At 64.1% G+C, this 17,467-nt stretch carries 19 protein-coding genes; 14 read left to right on the plus strand and 5 right to left on the minus strand.

What is annotated here, in order from left to right; translation table 11 throughout:
- Window positions 1-101: 101 nt before the first annotated feature.
- From ACSH0F_RS04410 to ACSH0F_RS04440, 7 genes are all read left to right on the plus strand, one after another.
- On the plus strand, window positions 102-473 hold the full coding sequence (locus tag ACSH0F_RS04410) for a PilZ domain-containing protein (protein ID WP_435200256.1): 372 nt from the start codon (window positions 102-104) through the stop codon (window positions 471-473).
- Between the two features lie 76 nt (window positions 474-549).
- The gene (locus tag ACSH0F_RS04415; RefSeq protein WP_435200258.1) at window positions 550-2,010 is read left to right on the plus strand and encodes an ABC transporter substrate-binding protein; all 1,461 of its coding nucleotides are present in this window, start codon (window positions 550-552) and stop codon (window positions 2,008-2,010) included.
- Between the two features lie 5 nt (window positions 2,011-2,015).
- Window positions 2,016-2,435, plus strand: a complete 420-nt coding sequence (locus tag ACSH0F_RS04420; protein WP_435200260.1) for a DUF4112 domain-containing protein — start codon at window positions 2,016-2,018, stop codon at window positions 2,433-2,435.
- Between the two features lie 63 nt (window positions 2,436-2,498).
- The gene (locus ACSH0F_RS04425; RefSeq protein WP_435200262.1) at window positions 2,499-3,290 is read left to right on the plus strand and encodes a tryptophan 2,3-dioxygenase; all 792 of its coding nucleotides are present in this window, start codon (window positions 2,499-2,501) and stop codon (window positions 3,288-3,290) included.
- Window positions 3,287-3,934: an arylformamidase gene (gene kynB, locus ACSH0F_RS04430; RefSeq protein ID WP_435200264.1), complete on the plus strand. Its 648-nt coding sequence runs from the start codon at window positions 3,287-3,289 to the stop codon at window positions 3,932-3,934. The genes ACSH0F_RS04425 and kynB overlap by 4 nt, the downstream gene beginning before the upstream one ends.
- Complete coding sequence (gene kynU, locus ACSH0F_RS04435; RefSeq protein ID WP_435200266.1) at window positions 3,931-5,148, plus strand: kynureninase; 1,218 nt, start codon at window positions 3,931-3,933, stop codon at window positions 5,146-5,148. Before kynB ends, kynU begins: the two co-directional genes overlap by 4 nt.
- A gap of 110 nt (window positions 5,149-5,258) precedes the next feature.
- On the plus strand, window positions 5,259-5,534 hold the full coding sequence (locus ACSH0F_RS04440; RefSeq protein WP_305931085.1) for a hypothetical protein: 276 nt from the start codon (window positions 5,259-5,261) through the stop codon (window positions 5,532-5,534).
- A 307-nt stretch (window positions 5,535-5,841) separates the two neighbouring features.
- On the opposite strand, the gene ACSH0F_RS04445 is transcribed toward ACSH0F_RS04440, so the two are convergent.
- A complete protein-coding gene (locus ACSH0F_RS04445; RefSeq protein ID WP_435200268.1) occupies window positions 5,842-6,450 on the minus strand; it encodes an HNH endonuclease in 609 nt (202 codons plus the stop codon).
- Between the two features lie 102 nt (window positions 6,451-6,552).
- On the opposite strand from ACSH0F_RS04445, the gene gluQRS reads away from it, so the two are divergent.
- The 5 genes from gluQRS (at window position 6,553) to ACSH0F_RS04470 (ending at window position 9,813) form a co-directional block, all read left to right on the plus strand.
- Complete coding sequence (gluQRS, locus tag ACSH0F_RS04450) at window positions 6,553-7,383, plus strand: tRNA glutamyl-Q(34) synthetase GluQRS (RefSeq protein ID WP_435200270.1); 831 nt, start codon at window positions 6,553-6,555, stop codon at window positions 7,381-7,383.
- A gap of 12 nt (window positions 7,384-7,395) precedes the next feature.
- On the plus strand, window positions 7,396-7,626 hold the full coding sequence (locus tag ACSH0F_RS04455; RefSeq protein ID WP_278329604.1) for a hypothetical protein: 231 nt from the start codon (window positions 7,396-7,398) through the stop codon (window positions 7,624-7,626).
- Between the two features lie 21 nt (window positions 7,627-7,647).
- On the plus strand, window positions 7,648-8,226 hold the full coding sequence (locus ACSH0F_RS04460; RefSeq protein WP_435200272.1) for a cob(I)yrinic acid a,c-diamide adenosyltransferase: 579 nt from the start codon (window positions 7,648-7,650) through the stop codon (window positions 8,224-8,226).
- A gap of 70 nt (window positions 8,227-8,296) precedes the next feature.
- Window positions 8,297-9,169 (plus strand): 3-hydroxyacyl-CoA dehydrogenase NAD-binding domain-containing protein, encoded by an 873-nt coding sequence (locus tag ACSH0F_RS04465; protein WP_435200274.1) that lies wholly within the window; start codon window positions 8,297-8,299, stop codon window positions 9,167-9,169.
- A gap of 281 nt (window positions 9,170-9,450) precedes the next feature.
- A complete protein-coding gene (locus tag ACSH0F_RS04470; protein ID WP_435200276.1) occupies window positions 9,451-9,813 on the plus strand; it encodes a hypothetical protein in 363 nt (120 codons plus the stop codon).
- Here the strand turns inward: ACSH0F_RS04470 and ACSH0F_RS04475 are convergent.
- The 3 genes from ACSH0F_RS04475 to mutS are packed head-to-tail and all read right to left on the minus strand — an operon-like array spanning window position 9,810 to window position 13,293.
- On the minus strand, window positions 9,810-10,211 hold the full coding sequence (locus tag ACSH0F_RS04475; protein ID WP_435200278.1) for a YidH family protein: 402 nt from the start codon (window positions 10,209-10,211) through the stop codon (window positions 9,810-9,812). The two genes, ACSH0F_RS04470 and ACSH0F_RS04475, sit on opposite strands and share 4 nt — an antisense overlap.
- 35 nt (window positions 10,212-10,246) lie before the next feature.
- Window positions 10,247-10,642, minus strand: coding sequence for a hypothetical protein (locus ACSH0F_RS04480; protein ID WP_435200280.1), 396 nt, complete (start codon window positions 10,640-10,642; stop codon window positions 10,247-10,249).
- 26 nt (window positions 10,643-10,668) lie between these two features.
- Complete coding sequence (gene mutS, locus ACSH0F_RS04485; RefSeq protein WP_435200282.1) at window positions 10,669-13,293, minus strand: DNA mismatch repair protein MutS; 2,625 nt, start codon at window positions 13,291-13,293, stop codon at window positions 10,669-10,671.
- Between the two features lie 114 nt (window positions 13,294-13,407).
- Between mutS and ACSH0F_RS04490 the strand changes: the two genes are divergently transcribed.
- Window positions 13,408-15,669 (plus strand): NADP-dependent malic enzyme, encoded by a 2,262-nt coding sequence (locus tag ACSH0F_RS04490; protein WP_435200284.1) that lies wholly within the window; start codon window positions 13,408-13,410, stop codon window positions 15,667-15,669.
- 4 nt (window positions 15,670-15,673) lie between these two features.
- Window positions 15,674-16,810: an aminotransferase class V-fold PLP-dependent enzyme gene (locus ACSH0F_RS04495; protein ID WP_435200286.1), complete on the plus strand. Its 1,137-nt coding sequence runs from the start codon at window positions 15,674-15,676 to the stop codon at window positions 16,808-16,810.
- Here the strand turns inward: ACSH0F_RS04495 and ACSH0F_RS04500 are convergent.
- Entirely contained in the window at window positions 16,807-17,460 is a 654-nt protein-coding gene (locus ACSH0F_RS04500; RefSeq protein WP_435200288.1) for an SDR family NAD(P)-dependent oxidoreductase, read from the minus strand. The genes ACSH0F_RS04495 and ACSH0F_RS04500 overlap by 4 nt on opposite strands.
- Between the last annotated feature and the right edge of the window lie 7 nt (window positions 17,461-17,467).

Raw genomic sequence — 17,467 nt, forward strand, 5'->3', positions numbered from 1 at the left:
CGCGGCCAATTCTTTGCGGACTGTTAACCGTTGGCGCCTATCCACCATCGACCGGCATCCGATGTCGGCGATCAAGCGCAAAAACGGAGTCGAAACCAGCAATGCAATCGGTGGAAACTAGAAATGTCGGCCGCGACAGCCTGTTTCTTTTTGCAGAACTGGAATTCGAAGGCCGGGCCGACTCTGTCCGGGTGAAAGTGCGTAATTTGTCTGCCGGTGGCATGATGGCAGAAGCCCCGATTTCGACAGCTCGCGGCGAACGGCTCACTATCAAATTGCGCAATCTGGATGCGGTAAAGGGCACCATCGCCTGGGTTCAGGGGGACCGTTTCGGGGTCTCCTTCGATACCGAAATCGATCCCCGCGTCGCGCGCGCTCCCGTCGGTAGCGCGGAGGGAGCCAGCAGTCCGCGGTTTACCCGGCCGATTGCCGCCGCTTCCAAACATAGCGAAGGTCCGATGCGGGTCGTCTGAGCGGGTCCGTTACTTCCTATCAGGCCGCGCGAAACTCGCGGCTGACGCAATGATTTCTCCCTGCTAGGCGAAGGCCATGCGCTTCGCCTTGGCTCTCCTTGCGACGATTCTTCTCGCGGCTTGTTCGAGCGGGATCGATGACGGTGTCGTCGATGTTGCATTCATTTCGAGCGAGGAGGAACTGGACGGCGAAGGGCTGCGGCTCGGGCCCGCCGCGCAACATGTTCGCGCTGCGCAATCGCAAGGCCTGGTCACCCTGTCCGCCAACGGGGCGGTCATTCCGGCGATCGCCGAACGCTGGATCGTCACCGACGACGGATCGAGCTACATCTTCCGCATTCGCGAATTCGACCTGCCCGACGGAACCCGCCTGACCGCGCAGGCGGTGCGCGACAATCTCGCCTCGACCCTGCGCCGGCTCGAAGGCACCTCGCTCGGGCTCGACCTTGCAAAAATCCGCGAAGTGCGCGCGATGACCGGGCGGGTCATCGAAATCCGCCTCCGGGGCTCGATGCCGGACCTGTTGCAACTCCTCGCCCAGCCGGAACTGGGCTTGGTGCTCGACGGGGCGCAGGCAGGGCCGATGACGGTTCGTGGCGAGGATGGCGGCGTGCTGCTGGAGGCGATGCCGCCTGAAAGCCGCGGCCTCCCGAGCCAGCCGGATTGGGACGAGGGGCTTGCGGCGGTGAAAATTTCTGCCGTCGATGCTCGCTCGGCGACCCAAGGCTTCGCCGAGGGGCGTTACGAGCTGGTTCTGGGTGGGCACCTGGCCTCGCTGCCGCTGGCGGATGTCGGACCGCTCAGTCGCGGCACGATCCGACTCGACGCGGCGCTCGGCCTGTTCGGCCTCGACGTCCAGCGTCGCAGTGGCTTTCTTGCCGAGGCCGAAAACCGCGAAGCGCTGGCCATGGCAATCGACCGATCGACCCTTATGAGCGCCTTCAATATCGGCGGCTGGATCCCGACGACGCGGATCGTATCGCCGGACCTGCCGGGCGATACGGGGACAGTGCCGGAACGTTGGGAGGGGCAGTCCATCGACGAGCGACGCGGAACGGCGTCCGCCCGCGTCCAGCAATGGCGCGCTGGCGAAGCAGATGTGCCGACAGTATCGATCTGGCTGCCGGAAGGCCCCGGCTCCGACCTGCTGTTCGAAGCGTTGGCGCGCGATTTTGCGACAATCGGAGTGGCCAGTTCGCGCAGCGCGAACCGGCGCGAGGCGGACCTTGCGCTGCGCGACCGGGTTGCTCGCTACGGCGCAGCGCGTTGGTTCCTCAACCAGTTCAACTGCCGGGTTTCCGCCTCCGTATGCCTCGAAGATGTCGATTATCTCGTCGGGCTGGGTGTCGATGCGCGCAATCTGGCTGAAGAGGAGTCCTATCTCGCCGAAGCCGAGACGGCGTTGCTCGCGGCCAACACCTACATCCCGCTCGGCGCGCCGATCCGGTGGTCCCTTGTGCGCGGTGAGGTCGACGGGTTCCTGGAAAACCGCTGGAACGTCCATCCCTTGTTCCCGCTCACGCGCGCTCCCATCTAGAACGCATGGCCGATGGACCTGAACCCCTGCGCCCGATGGGCATCGAACTGCCGACGGGCAACGACCTCGTGTCGATCCGCAAGCGGATCGAAGCGATGGAACACCTGCTCGAACGCAGCTTTACCATCCCGGGCACGAAATACCCCGTCGGACTGGACTCCATCATCGGACTTGTCCCGGTCATCGGCGACGTGGTCACGGCTGCCATGGGGGCTTACATCGTCTGGGAAGCCCGCAACCTCGGCATTCCGAAGTGGAAGCTGTGGCGCATGGCCGGCAATATCGCGTTCGACAGCGCGGTGGGTGCCGTCCCCCTCGTCGGCGACGCCTTCGACCTCGCCTTCCGGTCGAACACACGGAACCTGCGAATCGTGAAGAAGCATCTCGACAAGCACCATCCGCACACCATGGTGATCGACCGGTAGTTTCGCCGCCATAGTTTCGCCCCCACAGTTTCGCACGCCGCGAATGCGCGCTAGAGCGCAGGGATGGCGCAAGACGTTACCTATTCCGGCTATCTCGATCTCGACCGCATTCTGGCCGCGCAGCATCCCGCTTCCGATGCGCATGACGAAATGCTGTTCATCATCGTCCACCAAGCCAGCGAATTGTGGCTGAAGCTCTGCCTTCACGAACTGGAGGAAGCGCGCGCCTGCATCATCGCAGACCGGCTGCGCCCGGCTTTCAAGATGCTCGCCCGCGTGGCGCGCGCACAGGGGCAGCTGATCCAGAGCTGGGACGTGCTCAGCACCATGACGCCGCATGACTATTCGACCATCCGCCCGCATCTCGGCAGTTCCAGCGGCTTCCAGAGCGCGCAGTACCGGATGATGGAATTCATGCTCGGCGGGCGGAAGCCCGACATGGTGACTATGCACGAAGCGACGCCGGAGGTCGCGGCGGAGCTGCGCGAGGAACTGGCGCGCAAGAGCATCTACGCCGAAGCTGTGGCGCTGCTGGCGCGGCGAGGCTTCGAAATACCACAAAACGTACTCGATCGGCCGGTCGACGAGGCGTGGGACCATTCTCGCGAGGTCGAAGCCGCGTGGGCGGAAATCTATCGCGATCCGCAGGAGCACTGGGATCTTTACGAGCTGGCCGAAAAGCTGGTCGATCTCGAATACCACTTCCAGCGCTGGCGCTTCGGCCATCTGAAGACGGTCGAACGCATTATCGGCTTCAAGAAGGGCACCGGCGGGACGCCCGGCGTGCCCTATCTGGCAGGCGTGCTGAAGGCTGCCTTCTTCCCGGAACTGCTCAGTGTAAGGACGGCGATATGAGTTCGTGGCGCAGCAAGCGGCGGATCTGGGACATCTCGCAGACGCTCCGCCCGGGATTGCCCGTGTGGCCCGGCGATACCGACTTCGCCTTCGAGCGGACATGGAAAATGGAGGACGGATCGTCGGTCAACGTCGGGCGGATGACCATGAGTACCCACTCGGGCACGCATGGCGATGCGCCGCTACATTATTCCACCGATGCGCCGGACATCGCTAGCGTCGAGCTCGATCCCTATATCGGCGAATGCCTCGTCGTGGACGCAACCGCCGTAACCGGCGGCGAGGTTGATGTCGGCGACCTGCCGCATATCGAAAGCGCAGACCGCGTACTGTTCCGCACCTTCGCGCGCTTCCCGCACGACGACTGGGACAGCGGCTTCACGGCGATTGCCGCCGAAACCATCGAATGGCTCGCGCTGCAGGGTGTCAAGCTGATCGGGACCGACGCGCCGAGCGTCGATCCGCAGGACAGCAAGACGATGGCTGCGCACAAGGCGGTGCTGGACCACGACATGCGCATCCTCGAAGGGCTGGTGCTCGATGAAGTGCCGGAGGGGCGCTACGAGCTGGTCGCGCTGCCACTGAAAGTGGCGGGCGGCGATGCGGGCCTGTGCCGCGCGATCCTGCGGGAGCTGGCCGAATGATCGAGCGCGCGCGCATCCTCGACGCGGGCGACCCGCTAGCCCAGTACCGCGATCGGTTCCACTTGCCCGAGGGCGTGATCTATCTCGATGGCAATTCGCTCGGCTGCCTGCCGAAAGCGACGCCCGGCCGGCTGGCCAAGGTCGTGCAGGATGAGTGGGGCGAGGGGCTGATCCGCAGCTGGAACGCCGCCGGCTGGATCGACCTGCCCCAGCGTGTCGGCGCGAAGATCGCGCCTTTGATCGGCGCGCAGCCGCATGAAGTGATCGTCGCCGACAGCGTCTCGGTGAACCTGTTCAAGCTAATCAGCGCAGCGCTGATGATGCGGCGCGGCCGCAAGGTGGTGCTGAGCGAGCCCGGCAATTTCCCGACCGACATCTACATGATCGAAGGGCTGGAGGCGCAGGGATTGGCCGAGCGGCGGCTGGCATCGCGCGAGAACCTGTTTGACGCGCTGAACGACGACGTCGCGCTGCTGCTGCTGACCCATGCCCATTACAAGACCGGCGAACTGTTCGACATGGCCGCGCTGACCGAAGCCGCGCAGCAGGCGGGCGCGCTGGTGTTATGGGATCTGTCGCATTCGGGCGGCGCCCTCCCGATCGATCTGAATGCGCGCGGAGCGGATTTCGCCGTCGGCTGTGGTTACAAATACTTCAATGGCGGCCCCGGCGCACCGGCCTATACCTTTATCGCTGAGCGGCATCACGGCGATGTACGCCAGCCCTTGAGCGGATGGATGGGGCACGCCCGTCCGTTCGCCTTCAGCGACGATTACGAGCCCGCACCGGGGGTCGACCGCCTCCTCTGCGGCACGCCCGGCATCCTCGGCCTTGCGGCGCTGGAGGTCGGGGTAGACCTGATTGCCGAGATCGGCATCGAGCGGCTTCATGCGAAGTCACAGGCCTTGTCCGAGTTTTTCCGGCAGTGTCTCGCCGAAGCGGACCTCGATATGGATCTCGTGAGCCCGACCGATCCTGCGGAGCGCGGCAGCCAGCTATCCTTCCGCCACCCGGAAGCCTACGCCATATGTCAGGCGCTGATCGCCCGAGGGGTGATTGGCGATTTCCGCGATCCCGACATCCTGCGCTTCGGCTTTGCGCCCGCCTATTTGCGGTTCGCGGACATGGCGGAAGCCGTACGGCATCTGGCGGAAGTGCTCGAAACCGGCGAATGGCAACGTGCGGAATTTCGCGAACGGGCGGCTGTCACCTGAGCTGCAAGGCCTCGCTTTATCGCAATCGCGCATTTCGGATTTGACCGACCTCCTTATTTTCGCCACAATTGCGCCACCTGCCACGTTTGGCAGAATCAAGGGGATACCTCATGAAATTCAACCACGTAACTCTCGTCGCTTCGGCTTTCGCATTCGCAGCGCTAGGCGCCTGCGCCGAAAGCGAGCAGGAAGCTCAGGAAGATCTGGTCGAACAGCAGGCCGAATCGCAGGAAGACCTGCTTGAAGAACAGGCCGACCTCGCCGAAGCACAGGGCGACGAAGCAGCTGAAGAAGCTCTCGACGCCGAAGCCGATGCCATGGGCGAAGCCGGCGATGCAGCGGAAGACGCCGTCGACGAAGGCGCGATGGACGAAACCGGCATGTAATCGGCTGGCCTGCTGGAATACTACCATCGGGAATTCAGGCGGCGCCAGTCTTCGGACCGGCGCCGCTTTTCAGTGTATGAATTAATACTCGGCTCAAGTTCTCGATTGGCACCCCAAACTCAATTTGCTTTCGGTGCAGGCACGACGGTGCGGAGGTCAAGATCGTCGCAGTCGAGTGGGTTCCAGTCTGCTCGGCACTCTTCTACGGCCAGGAACATCAAAAGAATTTAGATCGTTCCGAGGAATGTCCCTGCGAGGATAATCGCTTTGAGCGCGACACGTCCTTTATCTACCGGTCCCCGCTTTCTCACTCTTCCAGCTCGATGTCCCAATAGAGCCAATCGCGCCAGGTTTCGTGCAGGTAATTCGGCGGGAATTGCTTGCCGTACTGCTGCAACTGCCAGTGCGTCGGCCGGATAGGCTTGGCATAGAGCTGCATATTCGCCTGCTGCGGTGTGCGCCCGCCTTTCTTGAGATTGCAGGGCGCGCAGGCGGTGGCGATGTTTTCCCACGTAGTCTTGCCGCCGAGGCGCCGGGGGATCACGTGGTCGAAGGTCAGATTGCCCATGTCGCCGCAGAACTGGCAGCTGAAGCGATCGCGCAGGAACACGTTGAAGCGTGTGAAGGCGGGAAACTCGCTCGGCTTCACATATTGCTTTAGCGCGATAACGCTGGGGATCTTCATGTCGAGATTGGGCGAATGGACCTCCCGCTCGTAGCTGGCGATCACATCGACCCGGTCGAGGAAGATCGCCTTGATCGCAGTCTGCCAGGGCCACAGGCTGAGCGGGTAGTAGGATAGGGGAGTGTAATCGGCATTCAGGACGAGGGACGGACACGACTGCAGATTGCGCGTCGGATCCTCGGCACTACTTCGAAACCTCGCGGCCCGTTCCAGCAGTTCGGCCCTGAACATGCGACACGCTCCTCCCGATGGATCTGAAAATGCACTTGCATCGGGAAGCGTCAAGACTGTTACAGACAGGCTATCCACAAACTTGTCCCGAGAATCGCCACCTTGGCCGTCACCCGCTTCGCCCCCAGTCCCAACGGCCCGCTGCATCTCGGCCATGCGTATTCGGCGATCGTCGCGCACGATCTGGCGAAGGAGCGGGATGGGAAATTCCTGCTGAGGGTCGAGGATATCGACGGTGCGCGCTCCCGCCCCGAACTCGGCGACGAGTTCCGCCGCGACCTCGAATGGCTCGGGCTCGAATGGGATGAAGTGCCCGCGCAATCGACCCGGCTGGAGAGCTACGACGAGGCTGCTCGAGAGCTGCTGGAGGCAGGACTGCTCTATCCATGCACTTGCACACGGGCTGAAATCGAAGCCTTGAAACCACGGCTGGGACCGGAAGGCCTCGTGTATCCGGGCACCTGCAAGGGCCGCCTGCTCGATCCTGCTAAACCGGCGGCGCTGCGCCTCGATGTGGACTGCGCGATGGCGCACGCCGGCGATCTCGACTGGGAAGACGAACTGGCCGGGCGCATGACGGCCGACCCGCGCGAAGCCGGCGATGTAGTGATTGTACGTAAAGACGCGCCCGCCAGCTATCATCTCGCCGCGACGCTCGACGATGCGGCGGACGGCGTGACACTGGTCACGCGCGGTCAGGACCTGTTCCCTGCAACCCACATCCATCGCCTGCTTCAGGCGCTGCTAGGCCTGCCCGTGCCGCGTTGGCACCACCATGGCTTGTTGATGGACGAGAGTGGCAAGAAACTCGCCAAGCGGCGCGGCTCGCCATCTCTCGCGGACCGCAGAACGGGCGGGGAGGATGGACCGTTGCTTGCCGAGCAACTGCGCTTGCACCGTTTTCCGGCTGGTATTTCGCTCACCAGCACCTAAGTCATGGGCACTATGAACACATTCCTCGCCATCGTCCTCGTCGTCCTCATGATCCTCGTCGTCGTCAGCCTCGTGCGCGGCATTGTGGCGTTCCTGAAAAGCACGAAAGTCGATCTCGAAAGCGGCGAGCAGGTCGATGCGACCGAGATGCAGCTGGCGCAGAACCGCGCGATGTTCGCCCGTGTGAAATACCAGGCACTGGCGATCGCTGTGGTCGCGATCATACTTGCCATCGCGAACTGAGCCCGGTCAGGGCCTCGCGACATGGTCAAGCTCAACAAGATCTACACGCGTACCGGCGACGACGGCACAACCGGTCTCGTCGATGGATCGCGCCTCCCCAAGCACGACGCGCGCATGGAGGCGATCGGTGTCGTGGACGAAGCCAACAGCGCGCTCGGCCATGCAGCCGTAGCGCTGGCGCAGAGCGGCCATGCCGACGATCTGTTCCGTATCCAGAACGACCTGTTCGACCTTGGGGCCGATCTGGCGACGCCGGCTCCCGATGACGACGATTTTACACCGTCGGAGATGGTGCTGCGGATCGTCTCCTCACAAGTCGATTGGCTCGAACAGGCGATCGACGCTGCAAACGAACGTCTGGAACCCTTGACGAGTTTCGTCCTTCCCGGCGGCAGCGAGGGCGCGGCGCGGTTGCATGTTGCGCGAGCCGCCGTTCGCCGCGCGGAACGGGCGATGACGGCCATGGCCACCGAGGTCCGCACCAATCCCCAGGCGCTCGCCTATATCAATCGCCTGTCGGACTATCTCTTCGTGCTCGCTCGCGTTGCCAATCGCGACGGGGCGGACGACGTCAAATGGGTGCCCGGCCAGAACCGCTGAAACGCGGCTAGCCAGCCCTTGTCGCCTTCGCTAGTGCAAGCGCTTTGCTGCAAGTGCGAAGGAATTTTCGATGAGCAAGACGATCGGCATTATCGGCGCCGGACAGATGGGGTCGGGGATCGCCCAGACGGTTGCCGCGCATGGCATGCAGGTGCTGCTGGCTGATGTCGGCCTCGAAGTCGCCGAGAAAGCCCATGCCGGGATCGACAAGGCTCTCGGCAAGCTGGTCGGCAAGGGCAAGATCGAGATTGCCGACGCCGAAGCGACGCTGAAGCGGATCACTCCGGTGGGCGACTACACGCCAATGTCCGACGCAGACATCATCATCGAGGCAGCGACCGAGAAGGAAGAAATCAAGCAGGCCATCTTCGAAAAGGCGGGCGACGTGCTCGCGCCTGATGCGATCATGGCCTCGAACACCAGTTCCATCCCCATCACGCGCATGGCCAACTATTCGCCCGACCCGGCGCGCTTCATCGGCCTGCACTTCTTCAATCCCGTTCCGGTGATGGGCCTGATCGAGGTCATTCCCGGCCTCGCCACTGCGCAGACGACCACCGACCGCATCACCGCCTTCGCGGAAGGACTGGGCAAGCAAGTGGTGCTGAGCCAGGACGAGCCCGGCTTCGTAGTCAACCGCATCCTGTTGCCGATGATCAATGAAGCGGTGTTCGTGCTCGGCCAGTCGACGGCGGGCATCGAAGACATCGACAAAGGCTGCCGTCTCGGCCTCAACCACCCGATGGGGCCGCTCCAGCTGGCCGATTTCGTCGGGCTGGACACCTGCCTCGACATCATCATGGTGCTCTACAAGACCACCCGCGACGCGAAATACCGGCCCGCGCCGCTGCTGGTGAAATATGTCGAAGCCGGCTGGCTCGGCCGCAAGACCGGACGTGGGTTTTACGACTACTCGGGCGACGACCCTGTCGCGACGAGGTGATTTTGGTTTGCGTGCGGTCGGGACATCCGTCCCGACCTTGCGGCGGCACCAGCCCACTCCCCCACCCGGCCACCCAATCAGTATAGTGCCGTGGGTGGCCGGGTGGGGGAGTGGGCTGGTGCCGCAAGCCTTCGACGGATGTCGAAGGCGCACCCGACAAAACTCCGGGAGGGGCGTGGGGCGGAATAGCAAGGTCAGGACGGATGTCCGGCCCGCACCCAACAAACCACGGAACCCCCGCCCCCGCCGCGCCGTTGACCCTGGAAAGGAGATCACCCGCGATGAGCGATACCACCAAGACCAACACCCCCGTCGGCGAAAGCAAGGAGGCGCGTATGGCCAATCTCGCGCCCGAGATGCACAATGACGAGCAGGACGATCACCGCAACCAGGCGCAAGAAGTCGCTGAGGAAGCGCAGTCGACCACTACCGAGACCACCTCGCCGACCGAAAGCGTCAAGGGCGACAACAAGTCCGGCCTGATGGGCGATTCGACACAGGACACGATCGATCACATGCGCGACATGGAAAGCTCGGGCCGGATCGACATGGATGCCTACAAGGGCGAGCCGAACCATGATGACAATGTCGATAAATACGGCAAGGACAAGAAGCCGGATGGCCTGCGGGGCGACGGCACCTAACCGTTGTCGGTCATCACCCAAAGACCGATGCTGAGGACAATTGAGCCAGTTGCCACGGCATAGGCCATCGCGCGGAAGTTCACGGTCGAGATGGCCTCGAATTTATGCGTATCCAGGCGGGCCAGCGTTTTGCATGCCCGCCTTTCTGCTTTTACCGCAACCCACCCACCACCGAGAATGAACACCGTCGCGATGAGCTTGGGCATCCATGACGGGTCCCATGCACCGAACAGCGCCCTGAAGCCGAGCCCGATCCCGATCGCGGCGAACGCCGTCCGCATCCAGCCGGCGAAAGTGCGCTCCATCGCCATGATATTGCGATCTTCGGCGAGGTCCGTGCGGAATTCCGCCCACTCGGTGCTCTTGTCGGGTTTTGCGGGGGGGTCGTCCTGCGCCATGCCGGTATAAGCGGTAGACGCCGAGCAAGGTTCCGCTAGCGGACTTCGGGAGCGGCAACGACCAGAGGCTGTGTGTCGTTGATCAGGTGACTTTCATCGACAGGGCGCGGCACCACAACTTGCGGCGCTTGCGGTTCGGGCGGGGTGCCCCGATCGCTCCCAGCACCCGACGCGGCATACCATGCATCCAGCGCGGCATCGTCTTGCCTGCCGGGTCGGGGTGCCACAGATGGGGGCTGCGTTACTTTCATGGCGTCTTGCGGAGCAGGCTCGTAAGCGGCGGCACTTGCAGGACCATTCCCCGAAGCGTCCACCTGCTGAGCAAGCAGACCCGGATCGTCCTCCCCGCCGATCATTACGGCGACGAACCAGAGGAACAAGCCAATCATCAGCAACTTCTTGCCGTGCGTCGTGAGGAGACCGTCTTCCATCGTGCGCAACATTACAGCCCAGGAAGTTAAGGCTTGGTTGAACCTCCCAGCGCCTTGAGTTCGTAGAGCGTGTCCAAGGCCTCGCGCGGGCTGAGCGTATCGATATCGAGCGCGTCGAGCGCGTCGCGCAGCGCATCGTCCGGCTCGTTCTCGGCCTGCAAGCTTGCGGCGAACAGCGGTAATTCCCCCAACCCTGCGGCGAGCCCCCCGGTCTCCGCGCGGCCCTTTTCCAGCTTGGCGAGAACCGCCTTGGCGCGGTTCAGTACGGGTTTGGGCACACCCGCCAGACGCGCGACATCGAGGCCGTAGCTGCGATCGGCGGCGCCTCCGGCAAGTTCGTGTAACAGCACCAGGTCGCCCTTCCACTCGCGCGCTCGGACGTGATGCAGACTAAGGGCATCGCAGCTGTCGGCAAGGCGACTGAGTTCGTGATAGTGCGTCGCGAAGAGGCAGCGGCAGCGCAATTGCTCGTGCACCGCCTCGACCACCGCCCATGCCAGCGCCATGCCGTCATAGGTCGACGTGCCACGCCCGACCTCGTCGAGGATGACGAAGCTGCGCTGCGTGGCCTGCGAAAGGATCGCGGCGGTCTCGACCATCTCCACCATGAAGGTGGAGCGCCCGCGCGCAAGGTTGTCGCTCGCACCGACGCGGCTGAACAACCGGTCCGCCAAACCGATGCGCGCGCTGCTCGCCGGCACATAGCTGCCCGCCTGCGCCAGCAGCAGGATCAGCGCGTTCTGGCGCAGGAAGGTCGATTTGCCGCCCATATTCGGGCCGCCGATCAGCCAGAGCCGGTCGTCCTGGCCCAGCGAGCAATCGTTGGCGACGAAGCGTTCGCCGGATTTCGCTAGCGCCTGCTCCACCACGGGATGACGTCCACCGACAACTTCGAGGCAGGGCGAGTCGAGCATTTCCGGGCGCGCCCAGTCGCTCTCGACCGCGCGTTCCGCCAGCCCTGCGGCAACATCGATCCGGGCGAGCGCCGCGGCGGTGGCGGCGATCGCCTCGCGCGCGGTCACGACCTCTCCGACCAGTTCCTCGAAATGCGCTTCTTCCGCGGCCAGCGCATGCGCACCGGCTTCCGCAATGCGGGTCGCTTCCTCGTGCAGGCCGATGGAGTTGAACCGCACCGCGCCCGCCATGGTCTGCCGATGGGTGAAGCCGCTGTCTGCCGCCATCAGCTTGTCGCCGTGCTTGGCAGGCACTTCGATGAAATAGCCGAGCACCTTGTTGTGCTTGATCTTGAGCGAGGCGGTATCGGTTTCCTCGCGATATCTGGCTTCCAGCGCGGCTATCGCCTTGCGCGCATTGCCGCTGGTCTCGCGCAGCGCATCGAGCGCGTGGTCGTAGCCGCTGGCGATGTAGCCGCCCTGCTGGCGCTCCGTCGGTGGCGAGGGAACGAGGGCGCGATCGAGATGGTCGATGAGCGCCGAATGGCCGCCCAAGGCCGTCAGCGCGTCCCGGAGGAGGGCAGGCAGGTCCGCGCTCGCTCCCAGCATCCCGCGCACGCGGCGCGCTTCGGACAGGCCATCGCGGATCTGGCCGAGATCGCGCGGGCTGCCGCGTCCTGCCACCAGCCGCCCCAGAGCGCGACCAATATCGGGAGCTTGCCGTAGCAGCGCGCGCAGATCGGCTCGCAGCAGCGGGTCGATGTGGAAATGATGGATAGCGGCATGCCGCGCCTCGATCTGTCCGCGATCCGCCAGCGGCGCAGCCAGATCCTCCGCCAGCTGCCGCGCCCCCGCGCCGGTGACGCAGCGGTCGATGCAGGAGATGAGGCTTCCGGCGCGCCCGCCGGCCTGCGCCTCGAGAATCTCGAGGCTCGCGCGGGTTGCCGCGTCCATCACCAAATGCGCGCCCGATCCGCGCGCTACGGGCGGAAGCAGGAATGGCAGCTCCCCGCGTCCCGCATGGTCGAGATAAGCGATCAGGCCCGCAGCGGCAGCCAGCATCGGACGCGTGAAGTCTCCGAGCCCGTCGAGCGTCGCGACCCCGTGAAGGTCCTTGAGCCGCGCTTCGCCGTCCTCGCTGCGAAAGTCGGCGCGCGGGCGGGCGATCACGCCTCCGGTGCCGTCTTCCCAGTCCTCCGGCGCCACAACTTCGCTAGCACCCAGCCGCGCCAGAGCGGCATCGAGCGCATTGGCTTCGCATTCTTCCAGCTCCATGCGACCGGTCGAGATGTCGCAGCTTGCCAGCCCCACGCCCTCGCGCACCGGAGCAACCGCGACCAACAAGTTCGCGCGACGCGGTTCGAGCAGTGCTTCTTCGGTCAACGTGCCCGCGGTCACGAAGCGCACGATATCGCGCGCGACCAGCGCCTTGGACGTCGGCGTGCCTTCGCGCTTGGCGCGGGCCTTGGCCTCATCGGGCGTTTCGGTTTGCTCGGCGATGGCGACGCGGCAGCCACCCTTGATCAGCCGCGCAAGGTAGCCTTCCGCCGAATGCACAGGCACGCCGCACATCGGCACCGGTTCTCCGCCATGCTCGCCGCGGCTGGTCAGGGCGATGTCGAGGATGCTTGCCGCCATCTTGGCATCCTCGAAGAACAGCTCGAAGAAATCGCCCATGCGATAGAACAGCAGCGCATCGCCGGACTCGCGCTTGAGCGCGAGATATTGCTGCATCATCGGGGTCGGCTGTCCGGACATGCCCTATGCCGTAGCTTGTGCGCTTCCGATTCGGGAAGCGGCGGAGCGGCAGGTTTCCCCTACCGCTGGGCGGACAAGCAGGTTAGGGGCGGGGCAACTGGCAACGAGGTCTGCATGTCCGAAGACGATACGAGCGCATTCAAGCGGCGCGAAGCGCTGTTTTACCACGAGACGATCCGCCCGGGTAAGATCGAGATTATCGCCTCGAAACCGATGGCGACGCAGCGCGACCTCTCGCTCGCCTATTCGCCGGGTGTCGCCGCGCCGGTGGAAGCGATTGCGGAAAATCCCAAGGACGCCGCGCGCTATACCGCTCGCTCCAACCTCGTCGCGGTGATTTCCAACGGCACCGCCATCCTCGGCCTCGGCAATCTCGGTGCGCTGGCATCGAAGCCGGTGATGGAGGGCAAGGCAGTGCTGTTCAAGCGCTTCGCCGATGTCGATTCCATCGATCTCGAACTCGATACCGAGGATCCGGACAAGTTCATCGAGGCGGTCGCGCTGATGGAGCCGAGTTTCGGCGGTATCAATCTGGAAGACATCGCCGCGCCCGAATGCTTCATCATCGAGCAGGCCCTGCGCGAGCGGATGAACATCCCGGTCATGCATGACGACCAGCACGGCACCGCCATCATCTCCGCCGCCGGACTGATCAATGCCTGCCACCTCACCGGGCGCAAGCTCGAGGATGTGAAGATGGTGGTGAATGGCGCGGGCGCTTCCGCACTCGCCTGCACCGCGCTGATCAAGTCGGTCGGCGTGCGGCCGGAGAACGTCATCGTCTGCGACCGGTCGGGCCCGATCTATCCGGGCCGCGAGGGCGTGGACCAGTGGAAGAGCGCCCACGCGACTGAGACCGAGGCGCGTAGCCTGGAAGAAGCGCTGGAGGGGGCGGACGTTTTCCTCGGCCTGTCGGCGGCTGGCGCGCTCAAGCCCGAATGGGTCGAGAAGATGGCCGAACGCCCGATCATTTTCGCCATGGCCAATCCGGTCCCGGAAATCATGCCTGAAGATGCCAAGGCCGTGCGCCCCGATGCGATCATCGCCACGGGCCGGTCCGACTATCCGAACCAGGTCAACAACGTGCTCGGCTTCCCCTTCATCTTTCGCGGGGCGCTCGACGTGCAGGCGACGGCGATCAACGAGGAAATGAAGGTCGCCGCCGCCCGCGCCATTGCCGAGCTTGCCCGCGAACGCGTGCCCGAGGAAGTCGCGGCGGCCTATGGCGTGACGCACCAGTTCGGCGAGGAATACATCATCCCCGCGCCCTTCGATCCGCGTCTTATGGAAGTCGTTTCGAGTGCTGTCGCGAAGGCAGCCATGGACAGCGGCGTCGCTCAGGCGCCGATCGAGGATTTCGAGACTTACCGCCACCAGTTGAAGGCGCGGCTCAATCCGACGACCGGAGCGCTCACCAACATCTACGCGCAGGCCAAGGCCAATCCGAAACGCATGGTGTTTGCCGAAGCCGAGGAAGACGTCGCCCTGCGCGCGGCGATCCAGTATCGCGAATTCGGCTATGGCGAGCCGATCCTCGTCGGGCGGACCGAGAAGGTGCTCGAAAAGCTACGCGAACTGGCGGTGGACGATCCCGACGACTGGATCATCGAGAACTCGAACGTGTCGGACAAGGTGCCGGCGATGGTCGACTTCCTCTACAAGCGCCTGCAGCGCCGCGGCTATACCGAGCGCGACGTGGGCCGGATGGTCAATCAGGAGCGTAATGTCTTTGCCGCGCTGCTGGTGGCCCTCGGCCATGGCGATGCAATGATCTCGGGCCTTACGCGCACATTCGCGCAGACGGCGCGCGAGGTGGGCCGGGTGCTCGATCCCAAGCCGGGCGCGGTACCCTTCGGCATCCACATGATGATCGGCAAGAACTCGACCGTCTTCCTCGCCGATACGACGATAAACGAGCGTCCGACGTCAGAGCAGTTGGCGCATATCGCCAGGGAAACCGCAGCCGTCGCGCGGCGCATGGGGCACGAACCGCGCGTTGCCTTCCTGTCCTACTCTACCTTCGGCAACCCGTCGGGCCAGTGGCTCGACAATATCCGCGATGCGGTCGCGATCCTCGATGCCGAGGAGCCGGGCTTCGAATACGAAGGCGAGATGGCGCCCGATTCCGCGCTCAACCCGACGGTGATGAAGCTCTATCCCTTCAGCCGCCTGTCGGGCCCCGCCAATGTGCTGATCATGCCTGGCCTGCAGTCGGCCAACCTCTCGGCCAAGCTGCTGCGAGAGCTGGCGGGCGAGACCACGGTCGGACCAATGATGATCGGGATGGAAAAGCCGGTTCAGATCGCGCCGATGACCTCCATTGCGCCCGATGTGCTGACGCTGGCCGTACTGGCGAGCGCGGGTGTGGTCGGCTGATCTGGTGATAGCTTCGCAGCGCCATCGCTTCAGCATTCCCGACGAGGTTCATTACCTCAACTGCGCCTATATGGCGCCGCTCTCGCATGAGGTGAGCGAAGCGATGGTGGCGGCAGCGCGGCTGAAAGAGCAGCCGTGGAATTTCCGCCCGGCGGACTTCTTCAGCGTGGCAGAGGACTTTCGCTCTGATGCCGCCGGGCTGGCGGGCGTGCCGGTGGACGATATCGCGATCGTCCCTTCGGTCAGCTACGGCCTTGCAGTGGCCGCAAAGAACCTGCCGGTCGCGAAGGGCCAGCAGATCGTCACGCTGGCCGACCAGTTTCCGTCCAACGTCTACGCATGGCAAGACCTCGCCGGCAGGACCGGCGCGGAAGTGCTTGCCGTGCGGCGAGCATCGCAATCCTGCTGGACCGATGCAGTGCTGGACGCGATCGGACCGGATACCGCCATCGTCTCCGTGCCCAATTGCCATTGGGCCGACGGGCGGGTGGTCGATCTTGTCGCAGTCGGCGAGAAATGCCGCGAGCATGGCGCTGCGCTGGTGCTCGATCTCACCCAGTCGCTTGGCGCCATGCCGATCGACTTCGCGCAGGTACAACCCGATTTCGCCGTCGCCGCCTGCTACAAATGGCTGATGGGGCCCTATGGGATCGGCATGCTGTATGTTGCTCCGAAGTATCATGACGGGCAGCCGATCGAGCACAACTGGATCAACCGCGGCGGAGCGGAAGATTTTTCCCGGCTGGTCGACTACCGGAGCGATTTCCAGCCCGGCGCGCGGCGCTTCGACATGGGCGAGAAGTCCAATCCTCCGCTATTGCGTGGTGCGAGCGCCGGGATCGATTTCCTCATGGAATCCGGCGTCGACCGCATCGCCGAAGAGTTGGCAGAGCGAACGAGCGCAATCGCTGAAGCAGCGGCCAAGCTCGGCCTCACCTCCGCCCCTATCGGTACCCGCGCAGCGCATTTCCTGTCGCTTGAGTTTCCGCACGGCGTACCCGACGGCCTCACCGAGCGGCTGGCGGACAACCACGTGCATGTGTCGCTACGCGCAGCATCGCTCCGGTTGACCCCGCACCTCTACAATACGCAAGCCGACCACGACGCACTGCTTGCGACGCTTGCGCAGTGCCTCGGCTAGAAGGCGAGTTCTTTCCCGCTGTAATCGACATAGCGGAAGCCGCCGCCGCCCGCGCCCTCGATCACATCGGCCAGGCCGCTGACGCTTTCATCTATCGTCAGCGTCGCATTCGGTCCGCCCATGTCGGTCTGGACCCAGCCGGGATGCAGCGCGAGAACTTCGATATTGCGCGGCCCAGCATCCTGTTCGGCAATGCCCTTCGCCAGCATGTTGAGCGCGGTCTTGCTGGTGCGATACAGCTCGTAGCCGCCTGAACTGTCGTCGATCGAGCCCATGAGCGAGGACATGAACGCCAGCGTCCCGCCCTCGGCGATCTTCGGCAGCAGTGTTTTTGCCAGATGAGCAGGGCCGAAGGCATTGGTCATCATCACGTCCGCCACTTCGTCGCGGGTTGCTTGGGCGCTGTCCTGATGTTTCGCTCCGGTGATGCCGGCGTTGATGATCACTGCATCGAAGGACCCGTCGACACTATCGAAGGTGGAAGGATCGGTAACGTCCAGCGTGGCAATCTCGACGCCATCGACGCCATGGAGCTCGTCGCTCTTCGATCGCTCGGTCGCGACAATGGTCCATCCGCGCGAGGTGAATTCCCTTGCGAGGCCGAGGCCGATGCCGCGCGATGCGCCGACGATTAGGATGGTCTTGCTCATTTCGTAT

The organism is Qipengyuania sp. 902 (assembly GCF_051195295.1).
In the GTDB taxonomy this organism is placed as follows: domain Bacteria; phylum Pseudomonadota; class Alphaproteobacteria; order Sphingomonadales; family Sphingomonadaceae; genus Qipengyuania.

Coding starts and splice junctions, on each gene's coding strand:
- ACSH0F_RS04425 (WP_435200262.1), top strand. CDS start 2,499: ATGGCGCAAGACGTTACCTATTCCGGCTATCTCGATCTCGACCGCATT.
- ACSH0F_RS04480 (WP_435200280.1), bottom strand. CDS start 10,642: ATGGAAGACGGTCTCCTCACGACGCACGGCAAGAAGTTGCTGATGATT.
- ACSH0F_RS04445 (WP_435200268.1), bottom strand. CDS start 6,450: ATGTTCAGGGCCGAACTGCTGGAACGGGCCGCGAGGTTTCGAAGTAGT.
- ACSH0F_RS04460 (WP_435200272.1), top strand. CDS start 7,648: ATGGTCAAGCTCAACAAGATCTACACGCGTACCGGCGACGACGGCACA.
- kynU (WP_435200266.1), top strand. CDS start 3,931: ATGATCGAGCGCGCGCGCATCCTCGACGCGGGCGACCCGCTAGCCCAG.
- kynB (WP_435200264.1), top strand. CDS start 3,287: ATGAGTTCGTGGCGCAGCAAGCGGCGGATCTGGGACATCTCGCAGACG.
- ACSH0F_RS04500 (WP_435200288.1), bottom strand. CDS start 17,460: ATGAGCAAGACCATCCTAATCGTCGGCGCATCGCGCGGCATCGGCCTC.
- mutS (WP_435200282.1), bottom strand. CDS start 13,293: ATGTCCGGACAGCCGACCCCGATGATGCAGCAATATCTCGCGCTCAAG.
- ACSH0F_RS04415 (WP_435200258.1), top strand. CDS start 550: ATGCGCTTCGCCTTGGCTCTCCTTGCGACGATTCTTCTCGCGGCTTGT.
- ACSH0F_RS04455 (WP_278329604.1), top strand. CDS start 7,396: ATGAACACATTCCTCGCCATCGTCCTCGTCGTCCTCATGATCCTCGTC.
- ACSH0F_RS04410 (WP_435200256.1), top strand. CDS start 102: ATGCAATCGGTGGAAACTAGAAATGTCGGCCGCGACAGCCTGTTTCTT.
- ACSH0F_RS04475 (WP_435200278.1), bottom strand. CDS start 10,211: ATGGCGCAGGACGACCCCCCCGCAAAACCCGACAAGAGCACCGAGTGG.
- ACSH0F_RS04490 (WP_435200284.1), top strand. CDS start 13,408: ATGTCCGAAGACGATACGAGCGCATTCAAGCGGCGCGAAGCGCTGTTT.
- ACSH0F_RS04420 (WP_435200260.1), top strand. CDS start 2,016: ATGGCCGATGGACCTGAACCCCTGCGCCCGATGGGCATCGAACTGCCG.
- ACSH0F_RS04465 (WP_435200274.1), top strand. CDS start 8,297: ATGAGCAAGACGATCGGCATTATCGGCGCCGGACAGATGGGGTCGGGG.
- ACSH0F_RS04440 (WP_305931085.1), top strand. CDS start 5,259: ATGAAATTCAACCACGTAACTCTCGTCGCTTCGGCTTTCGCATTCGCA.
- ACSH0F_RS04470 (WP_435200276.1), top strand. CDS start 9,451: ATGAGCGATACCACCAAGACCAACACCCCCGTCGGCGAAAGCAAGGAG.